14 protein-coding genes and 1 tRNA gene are annotated in these 14,533 nt (G+C 66.3%); 7 read left to right on the top strand and 8 right to left on the bottom strand.

Annotated features, from left to right (window positions below):
* The first annotated feature begins 20 nt into the window (after positions 1-20).
* Complete coding sequence (gene mptB / locus ABIB49_RS03780; RefSeq protein ID WP_354156722.1) at positions 21-1,577, top strand: polyprenol phosphomannose-dependent alpha 1,6 mannosyltransferase MptB; 1,557 nt, start codon at positions 21-23, stop codon at positions 1,575-1,577.
* Here the strand turns inward: mptB and ABIB49_RS03775 are convergent.
* Positions 1,570-2,250, bottom strand: a complete 681-nt coding sequence (locus ABIB49_RS03775; protein ID WP_354156720.1) for a DNA alkylation repair protein — start codon at positions 2,248-2,250, stop codon at positions 1,570-1,572. The genes mptB and ABIB49_RS03775 overlap by 8 nt on opposite strands.
* A 44-nt stretch (positions 2,251-2,294) precedes the next feature.
* Between ABIB49_RS03775 and map the strand changes: the two genes are divergently transcribed.
* Positions 2,295-3,062, top strand: a complete 768-nt coding sequence (gene map / locus ABIB49_RS03770) for a type I methionyl aminopeptidase (protein WP_354156719.1) — start codon at positions 2,295-2,297, stop codon at positions 3,060-3,062.
* Positions 3,063-3,140: 78 nt separating this feature from the next.
* On the opposite strand, the gene ABIB49_RS03765 is transcribed toward map, so the two are convergent.
* Positions 3,141-3,668 carry a LapA family protein gene (locus tag ABIB49_RS03765; RefSeq protein ID WP_354156718.1) on the bottom strand — a complete coding sequence of 176 codons (528 nt, stop codon included), beginning with the start codon at positions 3,666-3,668 and terminating at the stop codon, positions 3,141-3,143.
* Positions 3,669-3,851: 183 nt separating this feature from the next.
* Positions 3,852-3,927, bottom strand: a tRNA-Arg gene (locus ABIB49_RS03760).
* Between the two features lie 228 nt (positions 3,928-4,155).
* On the opposite strand from ABIB49_RS03760, the gene ABIB49_RS03755 reads away from it, so the two are divergent.
* From ABIB49_RS03755 to ettA, 3 genes are all read left to right on the top strand, one after another.
* Positions 4,156-4,722 (top strand): single-stranded DNA-binding protein, encoded by a 567-nt coding sequence (locus ABIB49_RS03755; protein WP_354156717.1) that lies wholly within the window; start codon positions 4,156-4,158, stop codon positions 4,720-4,722.
* 103 nt (positions 4,723-4,825) lie between these two features.
* The gene (locus tag ABIB49_RS03750; RefSeq protein WP_354156716.1) at positions 4,826-5,323 is read left to right on the top strand and encodes a DUF6993 domain-containing protein; all 498 of its coding nucleotides are present in this window, start codon (positions 4,826-4,828) and stop codon (positions 5,321-5,323) included.
* 76 nt (positions 5,324-5,399) lie between these two features.
* Positions 5,400-7,082: an energy-dependent translational throttle protein EttA gene (gene ettA / locus ABIB49_RS03745; RefSeq protein ID WP_226774929.1), complete on the top strand. Its 1,683-nt coding sequence runs from the start codon at positions 5,400-5,402 to the stop codon at positions 7,080-7,082.
* A gap of 69 nt (positions 7,083-7,151) precedes the next feature.
* Here ettA and ABIB49_RS03740 read toward each other — a convergent pair whose 3' ends face one another.
* Positions 7,152-8,132 (bottom strand): acyl-CoA thioesterase, encoded by a 981-nt coding sequence (locus ABIB49_RS03740; RefSeq protein WP_226774928.1) that lies wholly within the window; start codon positions 8,130-8,132, stop codon positions 7,152-7,154.
* Between the two features lie 63 nt (positions 8,133-8,195).
* Between ABIB49_RS03740 and ABIB49_RS03735 the strand changes: the two genes are divergently transcribed.
* Positions 8,196-8,855: a DUF8185 domain-containing protein gene (locus ABIB49_RS03735; RefSeq protein WP_282360282.1), complete on the top strand. Its 660-nt coding sequence runs from the start codon at positions 8,196-8,198 to the stop codon at positions 8,853-8,855.
* Positions 8,856-8,916: 61 nt separating this feature from the next.
* On the opposite strand, the gene ABIB49_RS03730 is transcribed toward ABIB49_RS03735, so the two are convergent.
* The 4 genes from ABIB49_RS03730 to pepN all read right to left on the bottom strand — a co-directional run bounded on the left by ABIB49_RS03730 (position 8,917) and on the right by pepN (position 13,370).
* A complete protein-coding gene (locus tag ABIB49_RS03730; protein WP_282360281.1) occupies positions 8,917-9,375 on the bottom strand; it encodes a globin in 459 nt (152 codons plus the stop codon).
* Positions 9,376-9,379: 4 nt separating this feature from the next.
* A complete protein-coding gene (locus ABIB49_RS03725; RefSeq protein WP_226774925.1) occupies positions 9,380-10,039 on the bottom strand; it encodes a mechanosensitive ion channel family protein in 660 nt (219 codons plus the stop codon).
* A gap of 152 nt (positions 10,040-10,191) precedes the next feature.
* Positions 10,192-10,689: an OsmC family protein gene (locus ABIB49_RS03720; RefSeq protein WP_354156714.1), complete on the bottom strand. Its 498-nt coding sequence runs from the start codon at positions 10,687-10,689 to the stop codon at positions 10,192-10,194.
* Between the two features lie 125 nt (positions 10,690-10,814).
* A complete protein-coding gene (gene pepN / locus ABIB49_RS03715) occupies positions 10,815-13,370 on the bottom strand; it encodes an aminopeptidase N (RefSeq protein WP_354156713.1) in 2,556 nt (851 codons plus the stop codon).
* A gap of 148 nt (positions 13,371-13,518) precedes the next feature.
* On the opposite strand from pepN, the gene ABIB49_RS03710 reads away from it, so the two are divergent.
* Positions 13,519-14,520 (top strand): hypothetical protein, encoded by a 1,002-nt coding sequence (locus ABIB49_RS03710; RefSeq protein WP_226774589.1) that lies wholly within the window; start codon positions 13,519-13,521, stop codon positions 14,518-14,520.
* Positions 14,521-14,533: the final 13 nt, after the last annotated feature.

Below are 14,533 nucleotides of genomic sequence, written 5' to 3'. Positions count from 1 at the left end.
ACAGATTGGACGATCCTGAGATGACGGCGCCTGTGCCTGCGGCGGGGAAAGCGGCTGCCGGCACGTTCCCGGCGGCAGCCGTTGCTGAGGTTGACAATGCACGTTCGCCGCTGCTGGCGGGATTCATCGGCTCCCTTTTTATGGCGATCGGTTCCCTCGGCGTGGGCTGGTTGGCGCCCGCCTCCGACCTCCGCCGCGTCCCGCTGTTCATTTGGATGCGCACCGAAGCAATCGGGGTTGGCCTGTGCATTGTGCTGCTCGCCGTCGGCGGGATGCTCCTGGTCCGGTCCTGGCTCAGGCTTGGCCAGCGCGTGCGGGTGTGGGGTGCGCAGGCACGCAGGGCGACCCTGCAGGCGGTGGCGCTGTGGGGGCTGCCCATGATGTTCTCGGTCCCGCTGTTCAGCCGCGACGTCTACGCCTATATCGGGCAGGGCCGCCTGATGGTGGAGGGCTTCAACCCCTACGAAAACGGTATCTCCGCGCTGTCGAACTATTTCCAGCTCGGGGCCGACAAAATGTGGACCGAGGCGCCGGTGCCTTACGGACAGCTCTTCCTTTGGATCGAGCAGTTTGTGGTCTGGTCCACCAACGTGCACCCCGAGGCCAGCATTATGCTCTTCCGCCTTGCCGCGCTGGCGGGGATTGTGCTGTGTATCGTCTACGTGCCCAAGCTCGCCGAACTCCACGGTGTTAACCCGCACCGCGCGCTGTGGCTGACCGCCGCCAATCCGCTTTTCCTCACCAACTTCATCGCCAGCGTCCACAACGACGCCCTGATGATCGGTCTGGCCCTGGCCGGGCTGTACTACTGCGCTACCCGGCGCGTCATCCTCGGCCTGGTCCTGGTGACCCTGTCCGTCTCGGTCAAGCCCATCACCATCGTTTTCCTGCCCTTCATTGGTTTGCTCTGGGCCGGGAAGAACGCCGGCTGGCCGCGGAAATTCGTTTTCTGGGGGCTCACCGCCGGCATCAGCCTCGCCCTGTTGTACGCCATGAGCCTGGTCAACGGCTTCGGCTTTGGCTGGATTAACGGCCTATCCGCGCCGGGCAGCATCTGGATCTGGTACGCCCCGGTCGGGCTGCTGGGCCTGGTGGTCGCCTCGATCTTCAACGCCTTCGGACTCGACGGCTGGGGGCTGGCCAAATGGGTCTACGACGCCGGTAAGCTGCTTGCGCTCGGCATCATCGCCTGGCAGATCTTCCGCGGCGACTACGACCGCCTGATTCGGCGGCTCGCGCTGGCGTTCGCCGCCGTCGTTATCCTCGCCCCGATGATCCAGTCCTGGTACGTGGTGTGGCTGATCCCGCTCTTCGCCCTCACCGGCATCCGGGACGACTGGCAGGTCAAGGCGCTCTACTTCATCGTGTCGTTCTTTATGGTGTACGCCATCTCGGACCAGCTGGAAGTGTTCCCGTACCTGCAGACAGCCGATCTGGGCCTGGCGTTGGCCCTGGCCCGGAATGCCGCGGCGATCATCGCCCTGCTGTTTGCCCTGTACCTGATCTTCCTCGATCCCAAGACCAAGCTGCTCTTCAGCAAATCAGAGGAATCAGCCAGCAGCCGCCCGATCATTTAAGCTTCCGGAGGGCTTCCCGCAGGGAGAGCGGGCTGAGCTCTTCGCGGTGCCGTGCCGCGAACTCCCGGACCCATTTCGGATCGGTGCCGGCGTAGTCACGCAGGGCCCAGCCAATTGCCTTCCGGATGAAGAATTCCCGGTCGGCCAGATTGGGCTCGATAACTGCTGCCAGCAGGGCACGATCCGTTGCGGATTTGGCGCCCAGCTGGGCCGTGATGGCGGCGCGCCGGATCCAGAAGTCCGGGTCGGTACTCCAGCGGCGCAGCGCGGGGGACACTTGGCCCGGGTGTGTCTGCAGCAGATCGCACAGCTGGTGCGACACTCCGTCCACCAGGTCCCACCAGGCTCCGCTGCGGATGATTTCCTCGTAGACCGGCAGCATGTCCAACTCACCGGTGGCCAGCTTGAGGCCAGTGAGATCGATGGCCGCGTGGCGTTCTTCGCGCCAGTTTGCGCTGCGCCACAGTTCCAGGACGCCGGAGAGCAAGTCCTCAAGGGAGCCGGGAGGCAGTTCGCCGGCGGCTGCCTTGACGATCCGACGGATCTCGGGAACCCGGACCCCCAGCGAGGGCAATCCGGACTTCAGGTAGGCCTGCGCCCTGGCTGCCCGCGCGGGATCTGCTGCCGCCTGCAGGCGGGAGCGGATCGCGGACAGAAGTTCAGCGGTGGCCATAAGGACACTTTAGCTACGCTCCGGCGGGCCCTAGAGTGGAGCCCATGTCAATGATCAAGACGCCTGCCGAAATTGCCCTGATGCGCGAAGCCGGCCGGGTAGTGGCCACCACACTGCAGTGCGTCCGTGAGGCCGCCGCCGTTGGTGTGTCCCTGAAGGAACTGGACGAGGTGGCCGCGGCGACTATTGCCGCCGCCGGGGCAACACCGGCGTTCCTGAACTACAAGCCACGGTGGGCCGCTGTGCCGTTTCCCGGCGTGATCTGCACGTCCGTCAACGACGCCGTGGTGCACGGCATCCCGAACGGCTACCGGCTCCAGGACGGTGACCTGCTCAGCGTGGACTGCGGCGCGTTCCTTGAGGGCTGGTGCGGCGACGCTGCCATAAGCTTTATCGTCGGCACCGCCGACCCGGCGGACCAGGCACTGATTGATGCGACGGACGCGGCACTGGCCCGGGGCATCGAGGCCGCCAGGATCGGCAACAAGATGGGGGACCTGGGCTACGCCGTCGGCGGTGCATCACGCCGCGCAGGCTACGGGATGCTGGCAGACCACGGCGGTCACGGAATCGGCACGACCATGCACGCGGATCCGCACGTTCCCAACGACGGCCGGCCCGGCCGCGGCATCAAGCTGACTGAAGGTCTTGTCATCGCCATCGAGCCGATGCTGATCCTGGGCGGCAACGATGAGTACTTCCACGACGATGACGAATGGACGCTTCGCTCGGCCAACGGCCGCCGTGCCGCACACAGCGAACACACCGTCGCGATCACAAAAGACGGTCCGCTGGTCCTGACCCGGCCCTAGATGGTGGTGGCGGGCCAGCCGGGGCGGCGGGGCGTACGACGGCGAGTCCCGGCGTTGCGTCGCCGGGGCCGGACGTTATCAGCGGGTATGCGTCCCCGTGCCGGCGCGTCGGCCGACGCGCTGGCGGTGCGCGGCGAGCCGCAGCTGAATGATGCGGGCGGCTCCGGCGATGGCGACCAGCACGCCGCCGCCAACTGCCGCGATGAACAGTGCAATGCCGAGCGGCACCGAGCCCTCCAGGCCAAAGAACTTCACAAGGACATATTCCTGGTTCTGCAGGATAAAGGCGATGAGCAGGATCAGCACTACCAGTGCTGCGGCGACGGCTGCCCAGACCATACCCGCACGGGTAACCCGGCGCGGTTCCGCGGCGGTCGCCGATGCCTCGGGCTGCTGCGGCAGCGGCGTGTCCTTGTGCTCCGGCGGCGTCGCGGGGGTGGCCGGAATCGTGACAGGGGCGGAGGCCCGTTCGCTGTCGGTTGCCGGCGGCTCTGCAGAATTCCTTGCCACGGCCGGTCCGGACGCGGCGGGGGCCGATTCCGGGTAGCGGGGGGTCTCGGCGTCGTTGGGATCGTGGGGTTCAAATTCCCGGGGTGTCTGCGTCATGGCGGCGTACCTTTCGTTGCGTGCGGGCGCACCGTCATGCCTGGCGCCGTGCTTGTGTACTAATACTAAGTGTGCTGATCGCAGAAGGTCGACGTGCGGGCCGAGGACGTGCCGTAACCGTGCCCGCGGCCGAAAAGTGCGGCCCTGGTCTGCGGAACGTTCCGGCAGGCCAGAGCCGCATTCTGGTGCCCCAGGAGGGAATCGAACCCCCGACCGGCGGATTAGAAGGCCGCTGCTCTATCCCCTGAGCTACTGGGGCAAGACGGCATAACTGCCGGCTGCTGCCGGGAGATGCCTCCACGAGTTTACCGTGCCCTCAGAGTGTCCGCTGTCAGGAACACCCGGTAGCCGGGACAGCGCAGCAGACACGCCGCTGGGGCCGGATCGGGGTTTTCCACATGGCCTCTTTTGCTCCTCGCGGAGTCCGCTTCCCGGCGCGATGCTGAAGGAGCCGGCTAGGCACAACATTTCGAGACAGGACATGAGCATGAGTGACAACATCACGGTCCGTGGCTTCGTCGCCACGGAGATCACGAGTTCGACGACGCCGGGTGGGGTGGCGACGGCGAAATTCCGCATCGGGTCCACCGAGCGGCGGTACGACCGTGCCACGAGCGCCTGGGTGGACGGCAACACCAACTGGTTTACGGTCCAGGGCTACCGGCAGCTGGCAGGAAACATCGGTTGCAGCATCAAGAAAGGCCAGCGAGTCATCGTGGTGGGCCGGCTCAAGTTAAGGAGCTGGGAAAAGGACGGCCGGATCTATCACGCAGTCGAGATTGATGCCGAGTCAGTCGGCCACGACCTTATGTGGGGTTCCGCCAACTTCATCCGGACGGCCGCCAATGGCTCGGCGACGGCCCCGGGTCCCTCCGGTTCGCCGGCCGCTTTCCCGGACGGCAGCCCCGAGGGTGGGCCGCTGGAGGACCAAGGCCACGAAGGGCCGGACGAGGATGACGGGCCCGTTTCCCGCGCAGTCTTTGTCGACGAAATCAGCGGCGACGTAGAGGAACTCGACGAGGAAACGGGGGAGTTGAAAGGGGCCGCCGCCTGACGCTCCGGCCGCTGACCCCATCGGCGCAGCGGCGACGGCCGTGTTGCAGCCAACCCCTGGCGGGTTCAATGCGGCAGCCCCCGGGCCGTGCCAGAATGACCGGGTGAAGCGATCCAGAACCGGCAGCCGCGGCGCAGCATCCGTCCCGGTACGGGCCAGTGCGCTGGCCTTGGTTCTTGCGCTGGTGGTTACGGCTGGGATCGGGTGCTCGGCGCCGTCGGAATCCGGCGGCGGAGGCGAAGCGACTGCGTCCGCCGGGGTAGCGGGCGTCGTGCACGGCGGCACCACCATTCCCGCCCCGGACGCTGCGCTGTCGGACGCAAAAGCCCGGCTCGAGGCAGCCCTTCGGCCGCTCGCCGCGGCCGACGCGAAGCCCGGGACGGAAAGGATCCGCACCGCGCTGACGGACGCGGGGTTCCCCGCCGACAGTGGAGAGGTCACGGCAAGCAAAACCCCCACGGGGCTGGACACGGACGCTGTTGAAGTTGCCGTGCAGGTAGACCGGAACTGCATCATCGCCCAGCTTCGCCATGGCACGGTCACGGCGTCCGTCCTGCCGGTCCTCGCTGATGGCCGCTGTTTCGTTGGTACCCCGGGCTGAGTCCGGCCCGCCGTCACGGAGTCCCCCAGGACTGCAGGATGTGAGTTATCCCGGCCGAACCACTAGATTTGTAGGCATGGCGGAATTTATCTACACAATGACCAAGGCCCGAAAGGCCGTTGGCGAAAAACTTATCCTCGATGACGTGAGCATGTCCTTCTTCCCGGGGGCCAAGATTGGCGTCGTCGGCCCGAATGGTGCCGGCAAGTCCACCATTTTGAAGATCATGGCGGGGCTGGACACCCCCTCCAACGGCGAGGCCCGGCTCAGCGCCGGTTACACGGTCGGCATCTTGCTGCAGGAGCCGCCGCTCAACGAGGACAAGACCGTCCTGGGCAACGTCCAGGAAGGTGTCGGTGAGATCTACGGCAAGATCCAGCGCTTTAATGACATCTCCGAAGAGATGGCCAATCCCGACGCCGACTATGATGCCCTCCTGGAGGAAATGGGCCAGTTGCAGGAAGCGATCGACGACGCCGACGCGTGGGACCTCGATTCCCAGCTCGAGCAGGCCATGGACGCCCTCCGCTGCCCGCCGGCCGACGCAGACGTCACCCTGCTCTCCGGCGGTGAGCGTCGCCGTGTTGCCCTGTGCAAGCTCCTGCTCCAGAAGCCAGACCTGCTGCTCCTCGACGAGCCCACTAACCACCTTGACGCGGAGAGCGTGCTGTGGCTTGAACAGCATCTCTCGGCCTACCCCGGCGCCGTCCTCGCCGTCACCCACGACCGGTACTTCCTGGACCATGTGGCCCAGTGGATTGCCGAAGTGGACCGGGGCCACTTGTACCCGTACGAGGGCAACTACTCCACGTACCTTGAGAAAAAACGCGCCCGCCTGGAAGTCCAAGGCAAAAAGGACGCCAAGCAGGCTAAGCGGCTCACCGAGGAACTTGAGTGGGTTCGCTCCAATGCCAAGGGCCGCCAGACGAAGTCCAAGGCTCGTCTGGCCCGCTACGAGGAGATGGCTGCGGAGGCTGACCGCACCCGCAAGCTGGACTTCGAAGAGATCCAGATTCCGCCGGGACCGCGCCTGGGTGGCCTCGTCCTGGAAGCGAAGAACCTGCAGAAGGGCTTCGAGGACCGCACCTTGATCGACGGGTTGTCCTTTACCCTGCCGCGCAACGGCATCGTCGGTGTTATCGGCCCCAACGGCGTCGGAAAAACCACCCTGTTCAAGACCATCGTCGGACTCGAGCCCCTCGACGGCGGCGAGCTGAAGATCGGTGACTCCGTCAAGATTTCCTACGCGGACCAGAGCCGCGGCGGTATCGACCCGAACAAGACCCTCTGGGAGGTTGTCTCGGACGGACTCGACTACATCCAGGTCGGCCAGGTTGAAATGCCGTCCCGCGCCTATGTTGCTGCCTTCGGCTTTAAGGGCCCGGACCAGCAGAAGAAGGCCGGGGTGCTCTCCGGTGGCGAGCGCAACCGCCTGAACCTGGCACTGACCCTTAAACAGGGCGGAAACCTGCTGCTGCTCGACGAGCCCACTAACGACCTCGACGTCGAGACCCTCAGCAGCCTCGAAAACGCTTTGCTCGAATTCCCGGGCTGCGCCGTTGTGGTTTCGCACGACCGTTGGTTCCTGGACCGGGTGGCCACCCACATCCTGGCTTATGAAGGTGACGAGGAGAACCCCTCCAAGTGGTACTGGTTCGAGGGCAACTTCGAATCCTACGAGGAGAACAAAGTCGAGCGCCTGGGCGCGGACGCAGCCAAGCCGCACCGCGTGACCCACCGTCGCCTCACCCGCGACTAGGCCAGCGCCGCACTGCACGGATGACCATGGCCGGCTCCCCGCGGGGAGCCGGCCTTGGTCGTTCCTGCATCAGCCGCGTTCAGCCTTGCGCATCTGGTGCTCCAGGACCTTGGTCTGGACGGCCCCCTTGACCTTGCTTTTGAGGTCGGTGGGAACCCTGATCATGCCTTCCTGCGCCACGGTTGCCACGTGGCGGCCGTCACGGCTGAAGATCTTGCCGGTGGCCAGGCCGCGGGCGCTTTGGGCGCTGGGGGATTCCTGCACGTAGAGCAGCCACTCGTCCACCCGGACCGGCCGGTGCCACCACATCGCGTGGTCCAGGCTGGCCACGGACATCCCGGGGGTAATCCAGCTCATCCCGTGCTTGCGGAGGATCGATTCCAACAGCGTGTAGTCACTTGCGTAGGCAAGCGCGGCGCGGTGCAGCTCCGGATCATCCGGCATAGGTCCGAACGTCTTCATCCAGACGGCATTGCGCGGTGCTTTTTCGCCCTTGGCCGAAACGTAGAGGGCAGGGTCAACGTGACGGATGTCAAAAGGCCGCTCATAGGCCCAGTGGCGCGCCACCGGATGATCGAACTTTCCCAACAGGTCAGCGGTGCTCGGCAGCGACTCCGGGGCGGGGATGCCGGACGGCATCTCGGACTGGTGTTCGATCCCTTCATCCGGGTCCTGGAACGACGCGATCATCGACAGGATGGGCATGCCCTCCTGGTACGCGTGCACCCGCCGTGCTGAGAACGATCGTCCATCCCTGAGGCGCTGGACCCCAAAGGTAATCGGCTTGTTAGCGTCCCCCGGCCGCAGGAAGTAGCCGTGCATGGAATGCACGCCGCGCCCTTCGGGGACCGTCCTGCTTCCGGCGATCAGCGACTGTGCGAGTACCTGGCCGCCGAACACCCGGTGCCTGGGCTGCTGCTGGGAAGGGCCCATAAAGATGTCCTCATCTGTCCGGGCACCCTCCAGCTCTCCGAGGTTCAGCAGTTGGAGGAGCGAGGAGGTGGGGTCCTGTGTCGGTGGTCCCTGCAATCCGGCTTCGGCTTCAGTCATGGTTTGACTCTAGACGTCCCTCCGCCGCGGTCCCAACGAGGCACAGCCGGTAGAGTCGATATTGTGTCTGACGTACTCACCCTGCCCCTGCAGTTCACCGATCCCCGCGATCTCGCTGACCTGCGCACTTTCGCGGCCCGCGCCAAGTCCATTGACGACGGTGCCATCCGCCTCCAGGCCTCCGGCCGGGTGCTCGCCGCCTACGTGTGTGTGCTGCGGCCACGGCTGCTGGGCGAATCTACACCGACGATCCTCGGCCTGCGTACCATGGCCCTGGCGCAGCCGGCGGACACTGACGTCACCGTCCCAATCTCCGCGGTGCTGGATCGGCTGGCGCGCGCGGGCCAGGACGACGTCGAGCTCCCGCTGCCGCCGGTCACCGTTACCGAATCGTGGGCCGGCGTCGGCGCTCCCCGCACGGGGTGGGAGGCCGTGGCCACCCTGTCTGATTCCGCCCTGCGCAGGTCCGCCGAGGCCGGTATCAGTGAGATTGCAGCCATCATCCCGGACCAGCCCGGCGCCTTGATCGTCAACAACGCCCGCGCCACTGTCTGGGGCCGGGAGCTGGAGGGAGCCGGCGGACTGCCGCTGGGTGCCGCGTTTGCGGCCCTCACCCTCGGCTTCCTCGCCGACGGCGGGCAGCAGCTCTACCGGTCCGGGCGCTGGTTCCGGCTCAGCGGGGCCCGGGGGCATGTCCTGGCCCGCTCCGGTTCAGGACTCTAGGACCGTCAGTAGCCACGGCTCGTTAGCCACGGCTCGTTCTGCGGCGTCCGCCGGGCGCAGCTCAGGATTCGGACGGGCTGTTCACCATGGACAGTGCTGCCCGCTCCATGTAGTCCCACAGCGTCCCCTCGTGCAGCGGCGGGAGGTCCAGGGAATCCACCGCGGAGCGCATGTGATGCAGCCAGCGGTCCTTGGCCTCCGGGGTGACCCGGAAGGGCTGGTGCCGCATCCTGAGCCGGGGGTGCCCGCGTTCCTCGCCATACGTCGTCGGGCCGCCCCAGTACTGCTCGAGGAACATCAGGAAACGGCGCCGGGCAGGGCCCAGATCCTCCTCCGGATACATCGGCCGCAGCAATGGATCCGATGCGACGCCGTCGTAGAAGACATCAATGAGCTTAACAAACGTCTTGTGGCCGCCCACTGCATCGTAAAAGTTGTCGGTGTAGCCCGGCCTGCTGAACGGATCGTTCTGCAGCAGTTGCTTGGGCTGTCCGGGTCCGCCGGCGCTGGGAATTGTCATGGCTCTACTCTCCGGCCTGTTGCTGGGGTGTGCTGTCTTCGGTGTCCGCCGTTGGACTTCCGGGCGGAACATAATTGCCCTGGGAACGGTTGCCCACCCGCAGGATTTCGCCGTTGCGCAGGTACCAGATGGCGCCGTCTTCGGCCCGCACCCGGGTGATCCGAAGGTTCATCGATTCCACAGTGCCCACCACCTCGGAGGTCTCGATGATGTCGCCGATGCCGTACTGGTCCTCGATGGTGATGAAAATGCCGGACAGGAAGTCCCGGATCAGCTGCTGGGCGCCGAAGCCCAAGGCAATTCCGAGGATTCCGACGCTGGTCAGGATCGGCGCGACGTCCACGTTCAGGTTCTTAAGCACGTATACGCCGGTGAGTACGGCTACCAGGACGCCTGCCACGCTGCTGAGAAGTGCACCGATTGTGTTGGCCCGCTGGACTCTGCGCTCATGGTCCAGGGCGCGGAACGCGGGAGCCACCCAGCGGAACCGAGGTTTTTTGAAGAATGTGCTGCCCGCGGCGACCCGTTTCGTGATTCCGCCGATCACGACGGACGCCACCAGCCAGATGGCGACGCCGACCCCCAGACTGATGAGGACCCCCGGCACGTTGATGGCCGAGATGTCCGGAGCGGTGATGGGCGTGGCGCTGGTCAGGCTGATCATCGGTGGGGGAGTACTCCTTGTTGCGGCGTCCGGCGGGCGCATAAAGCTCTGGTCTGGTTCAACAGTAGCGCCGTAGCGGCTGCCCGCGGAGCAGAGCGCGCGCAGCCTACCCGGCCGCGCTCCAGGGGCCGGCAGGGACCTGGATCCGGAAACTACGGCGAAACCACGTCCCGCCGGCCTGCCGGCGCCGTGACCGGCTCGTGCAGCACCGGGAAGTTGACGCTCCGGGCGATGAAGCAGACCTTGTTCGCGGCGCTATGCAGGTCCGCCATCACGGCCTCCGGGACCGGCTCCGCAGTGCTCACCCGCGGCCTGAGCGTGACCGACTCAAACTGTCCACTGCCGTCCCGATTGGTCCGCATCAGCCCCTCGGCCCGGTCTTCATAAGCCGTGACCACTACACCGTGCTTCACCGCAACGTGCAGGAAGGACAGCATATGGCACTGGCAGAGTGCGGCCAGCAGGAGCTGTTCCGGGTTGAAACGGGTCCGGTCGCCGTGGAAGGCCGGGTCTGCGGAGCCCCGCAGGACGGGCAGCCCGGGAACCTCGATGTCGTGGTCCCGTGCATACCCGCGGTACGACGCCGTCCCCTCGCCAAGGTTCCCGGTCCAGCGGACAGTCAGCGCGTAGCGGTGTTCGTCGAGGCTCATTACCCCAGCCTAAAACACATCCCTGCCCAACTAGCTGGCAGCAGGGGTCGTTATGAGCGTCCAAAACGGCCTTTGCTGCGAGCTAGTTGGGCGGGACTCCGGGAAGCGGCTCCCTAAGCGGCTCCCTAGCCGGCGTCGGCCTGCCGGGCCCGCAGTGCGCGGGCCACACCGTCGCGGTTCTCCAACATCATTCGGCGCAGCGCCGCACTGTCCGCCGGCAGCGAGGCCAGGAACTCATCCGTGCGGTCCACCGTGGCCTGTGTGGTCAGCTGGGCCGGGTAGAGCCCGACGACGATCTGCTGGGCCAGGGCGTGGGTGCGGTCCCTGACCACGCCGGGGACGGCCGCAAAGTATTTCTCCGCGTAAGGCTCCAGCAGTGAGGTGTCCAGCACCCGGGTGAAGCCGGCGACCGCCGAACCCTGCAGGGCGTTGGAGAGTTCGTTGGTGACCACAATCGACTCCCAGGCCGCAGCCTTGGCCGCGGCGGTGGGGATGGCCGCCTTCGCCAGGGCCGCCGCGTTTTGTCCGGTGGCGGTGTTGTCGTGCTCGAGCTCGGCGTCGATCGCCTCCTGCCCGGCCTGGCCGCCGACCACGAGGGCGGTGGTCAGTTCCCAGCGCAGGTCCTGGTCCACGGTCAGGCCGGCCAGTTTCAGGGAGCCGTCAAGCAGCCCGGCGACGGTATCGAACTGACCGGCGCTGCGGGCCAACAGGGCAAAGGCCTTCACGAACTGAAGCTGTGCGTCGGAGCCGGCCCGGACGCCGGCGGCAAGCTCCCAGAGCCGGCCGGCCGCGGCGGTCGCGGTGGCTTCCTTGTGGTCCGCTGCCACATAGAAGTTCAGCGTCGTGGCCAGCTGGCGGAGCTGGACCATGGTCACTGACGAGTCGGATTCCTCCGCGATGTTGGCCAGGATCAACTCCACGTAGCCGCGGGCCGGAGTCTCGCCGTCGCGCGCCGCGTCCCAGGCCGAACCCCAGACGAGGGTGCGGGGCAGGCTCTGGCCGATGTCCTTCAGGTGTGCTGTGGCAGTGGCGAGGGACTTCGGGTCCAGCCGGACCTTGGCGTAGGCGAGGTCATCGTCGTTGAGCAGGATCAGGTCCGGCTGTGCGAGCCCCGCCAGGGCGGGCACCTCGGTGCGCGGACCGTCGACGTCGAGTTCCGCGCGGTGCACGCGCTCCAGCTTCCCGGCACCATTGAGGTTGTAGAAGCCGACGGCGAGCCGGTGCGGACGGATGGTCGGCTGGGTCTCGGTGGCGGTCTGCAGGATGGCGAAGGACGAGATGCCTCCGTCCGCACCCACGGACAGTTCCGACGTCAGGGTGTTGACCCCGGCGGTCTCCAGCCAAAGTTTCCCCCAGTGGTCCAAGTCGCGGCCGCTGGCCTTTTCGAGCTCGACCATCAGGTCGCTGAGCTCGGTGTTCTGCCAGGAGTGCTTGCGGAAGTACTCGCGGACGCCGGCCATAAATTCCTCCGGACCCACCCAGGCCACCAGTTGCCGGAGCACCGAGGCGCCCTTGGCGTAGGTGATGCCGTCGAAGTTCACTTCGACGTCTTCCAGGTCCTTGATCTCGGCGAAGATCGGGTGGGTGGTCGGCAGCTGGTCCTGGCGGTACGCCCAGGATTTCTCCACCGAGGCAAAGGTGGTCCAGGCGTGGTCGAATGCCGTGTTCTCGACGGCGGCAAGGTGGGACATGTACTCGGCAAAGGACTCATTGAGCCAGAGGTCGTTCCACCAGCGCATCGTCACAAGGTCCCCGAACCACATGTGGGCGAGTTCGTGCAGCACGGTGATGGCACGGCGCTCCACCTGGGCGTCGGTGACCTTGCTGCGGAAGACGTAGCCTTCCAGGATGGTCACGGCGCCGGCGTTTTCCATCGCACCGGCGTTGAACTCGGGCACAAAGAGCTGATCGTACTTCTCGAACGGGTACGGGCAGCCGAACTGCGCCTCAAAGAACTCGAAGCCCTGCCGGGTGAGTTCGAAGATGTTGTCCGCGTCGAGGTACTGCATCAGCGACTTGCGGGCGAAGACGCCCAGCGGAGTGACTTTCCCGGTGGCGGACACTACTTCACTGCGCACCGATTCGTACGGCCCGGCGATCAGGGCCGTGACGTAGGAGGACAGGCGCGGGGTGGGGCTGAATTCCCAGACGGAGCGGGCGCCGCCGTCGGGGCCGGGGATGGTTTCCACCGGCACCGGGGTGGGGGAGTTGGAGATGAGATCCCAGTGCGAGGGCGCAGTCACAGTGAACGTGAAGCTGGCCTTGAGGTCGGGCTGTTCAAACACGGCAAACATCCGCCGGGAATCCGGAACCTCGAACTGGGTGTAGAGGTAGACCTCCTGGTCCACCGGATCCACGAACCGGTGCAGGCCCTCGCCGGTATTCATGTAGGGGGCCTCGGCGACCACCAGCAGCTCGTTGTCCGCTGCGAGATCCGGCAGCTGGATGCGGACTCCGTCGGAGACCGCTGCAGGGTCCAGCTCGCGGCCGTTCAGTTTCACGCTGTGCACCGCGTCGGTCACCGCGTCGATGAACGTCGAGGAACCCGGCACGGCCGTGAACTTCACAGCGGTGGTGGAGCCGAAGACTTTCCCTCCGCGGGTCAGGTCGAGCTCGACCTCGTAGGATTCGACGGCGATCAGTTCGGCGCGCTCGCGTGCTTCGGCGCGCGTCAGGTTCATTCCGGGCAAGGGGAGCCTCCAGGGATGCTGTGCGGATGGGCGAACAAGTATTGTGAAATCATTCTTTCACGTCTGCGGTGCTTGGCAAGTTGCGTTAGGTCCCACCACGATACCGAAGCCCTCATCACCCGGGGGTAGCGTGGTGGATATGGATAGATTCCGGGATTCCGTCGACGCCAGGGCACTGCGCTTCGCCTTGGGGTTTCCGCTGATGCTGGCAACGGCGTTTGTGGTGTGCGCCTTGCTGATCCGCACGGAGCTGCCCGAGCCGCTGGCAGTGCGCTGGGCTGAGGGCGGCGCGGCGGACTTCGCACCGTTCCCGGCCGTGACCGGAGTTGGCGCCGCCCTGATCGTGCTGCTTGGCGGCGGCGTGCTGCTGCAGGCGGTACCGCTGTCCCGCCCAGCGGTGATGCGCCGGATCATGATGGGCGCCGGTCTGTTCGTCAGTTTGTTCATCACCGCCGTCCTCGCAGCCGTGCTGGTCGGTCAGCTCGGGCTCGGCAATGCGAGGCAGGCCCAGGTGGACGTCACAGTACTCGCCATGGGAAGCGGCGCGGCACTGGGCCTGGGCTTCGTGATGGGCTTTGTTTTCAAGGCCGACGAACGCTGGTCCGCCGACGATGAGAAGGCCGTGGCGGCGGCCCTGGCCCGCGAAATCGATCCCGGGCTTGCCCGCGATGCAGTGAGCCTGTGGGTCCACGCCCGCAGTTCCGTTTTTGTGATGCTCGGGGTCGCCACAGTGCTTCCAGCCGCACTCCTCACCATCGCCTTGCCCTGGCTGGCGGCCCTGCTCGTGGCCCTGGCCCTGCTGGCGGCGGCGTGCCTGTTCGCCCGCATCCGGGTGGACCGGGGCGGCCTGCGCGTCTTCGCCGCAGGCTTCGTCCGGGTACTGGATGTTCCGGCCGGCGCCATCGAGTCGGCGACACAGCAGGAGATCCGGGCGGCCGACTTTGGCGGCTGGGGTTACCGCAGCCACGGCAGCACAACTGCCCTGCTGGTCAGCAGCGGACCGGCAATCGTTGTGGGCCGTTCCGACGGGCGGACCGTTACCGTCAGCGGCGGGAGCGCCGCCACTGCGGAGAACGTAGCCCAGGTCATCTCACGGGTGGCCGCACGCGCGCACCGGGACGGCGGAGCCGCCGGTGTGTGACGAACTGCCGGCA

The sequence above is a fragment of the Arthrobacter sp. UYCu512 genome (assembly GCF_040547075.1).
Classification (GTDB): domain Bacteria; phylum Actinomycetota; class Actinomycetes; order Actinomycetales; family Micrococcaceae; genus Arthrobacter.
The sequence above is the reverse complement of the archived record's forward strand: the minus strand, read 5'-3'. Positions and strand labels throughout refer to the sequence as shown.

Coding starts and splice junctions, on each gene's coding strand:
- mptB (WP_354156722.1), top strand. CDS start 21: ATGACGGCGCCTGTGCCTGCGGCGGGGAAAGCGGCTGCCGGCACGTTC.
- ABIB49_RS03775 (WP_354156720.1), bottom strand. CDS start 2,250: ATGGCCACCGCTGAACTTCTGTCCGCGATCCGCTCCCGCCTGCAGGCG.
- map (WP_354156719.1), top strand. CDS start 2,295: ATGTCAATGATCAAGACGCCTGCCGAAATTGCCCTGATGCGCGAAGCC.
- ABIB49_RS03765 (WP_354156718.1), bottom strand. CDS start 3,668: ATGACGCAGACACCCCGGGAATTTGAACCCCACGATCCCAACGACGCC.
- ABIB49_RS03755 (WP_354156717.1), top strand. CDS start 4,156: ATGAGTGACAACATCACGGTCCGTGGCTTCGTCGCCACGGAGATCACG.
- ettA (WP_226774929.1), top strand. CDS start 5,400: ATGGCGGAATTTATCTACACAATGACCAAGGCCCGAAAGGCCGTTGGC.
- ABIB49_RS03740 (WP_226774928.1), bottom strand. CDS start 8,132: ATGACTGAAGCCGAAGCCGGATTGCAGGGACCACCGACACAGGACCCC.
- ABIB49_RS03730 (WP_282360281.1), bottom strand. CDS start 9,375: ATGACAATTCCCAGCGCCGGCGGACCCGGACAGCCCAAGCAACTGCTG.
- ABIB49_RS03725 (WP_226774925.1), bottom strand. CDS start 10,039: ATGATCAGCCTGACCAGCGCCACGCCCATCACCGCTCCGGACATCTCG.
- ABIB49_RS03720 (WP_354156714.1), bottom strand. CDS start 10,689: ATGAGCCTCGACGAACACCGCTACGCGCTGACTGTCCGCTGGACCGGG.
- pepN (WP_354156713.1), bottom strand. CDS start 13,370: ATGAACCTGACGCGCGCCGAAGCACGCGAGCGCGCCGAACTGATCGCC.
- ABIB49_RS03710 (WP_226774589.1), top strand. CDS start 13,519: ATGGATAGATTCCGGGATTCCGTCGACGCCAGGGCACTGCGCTTCGCC.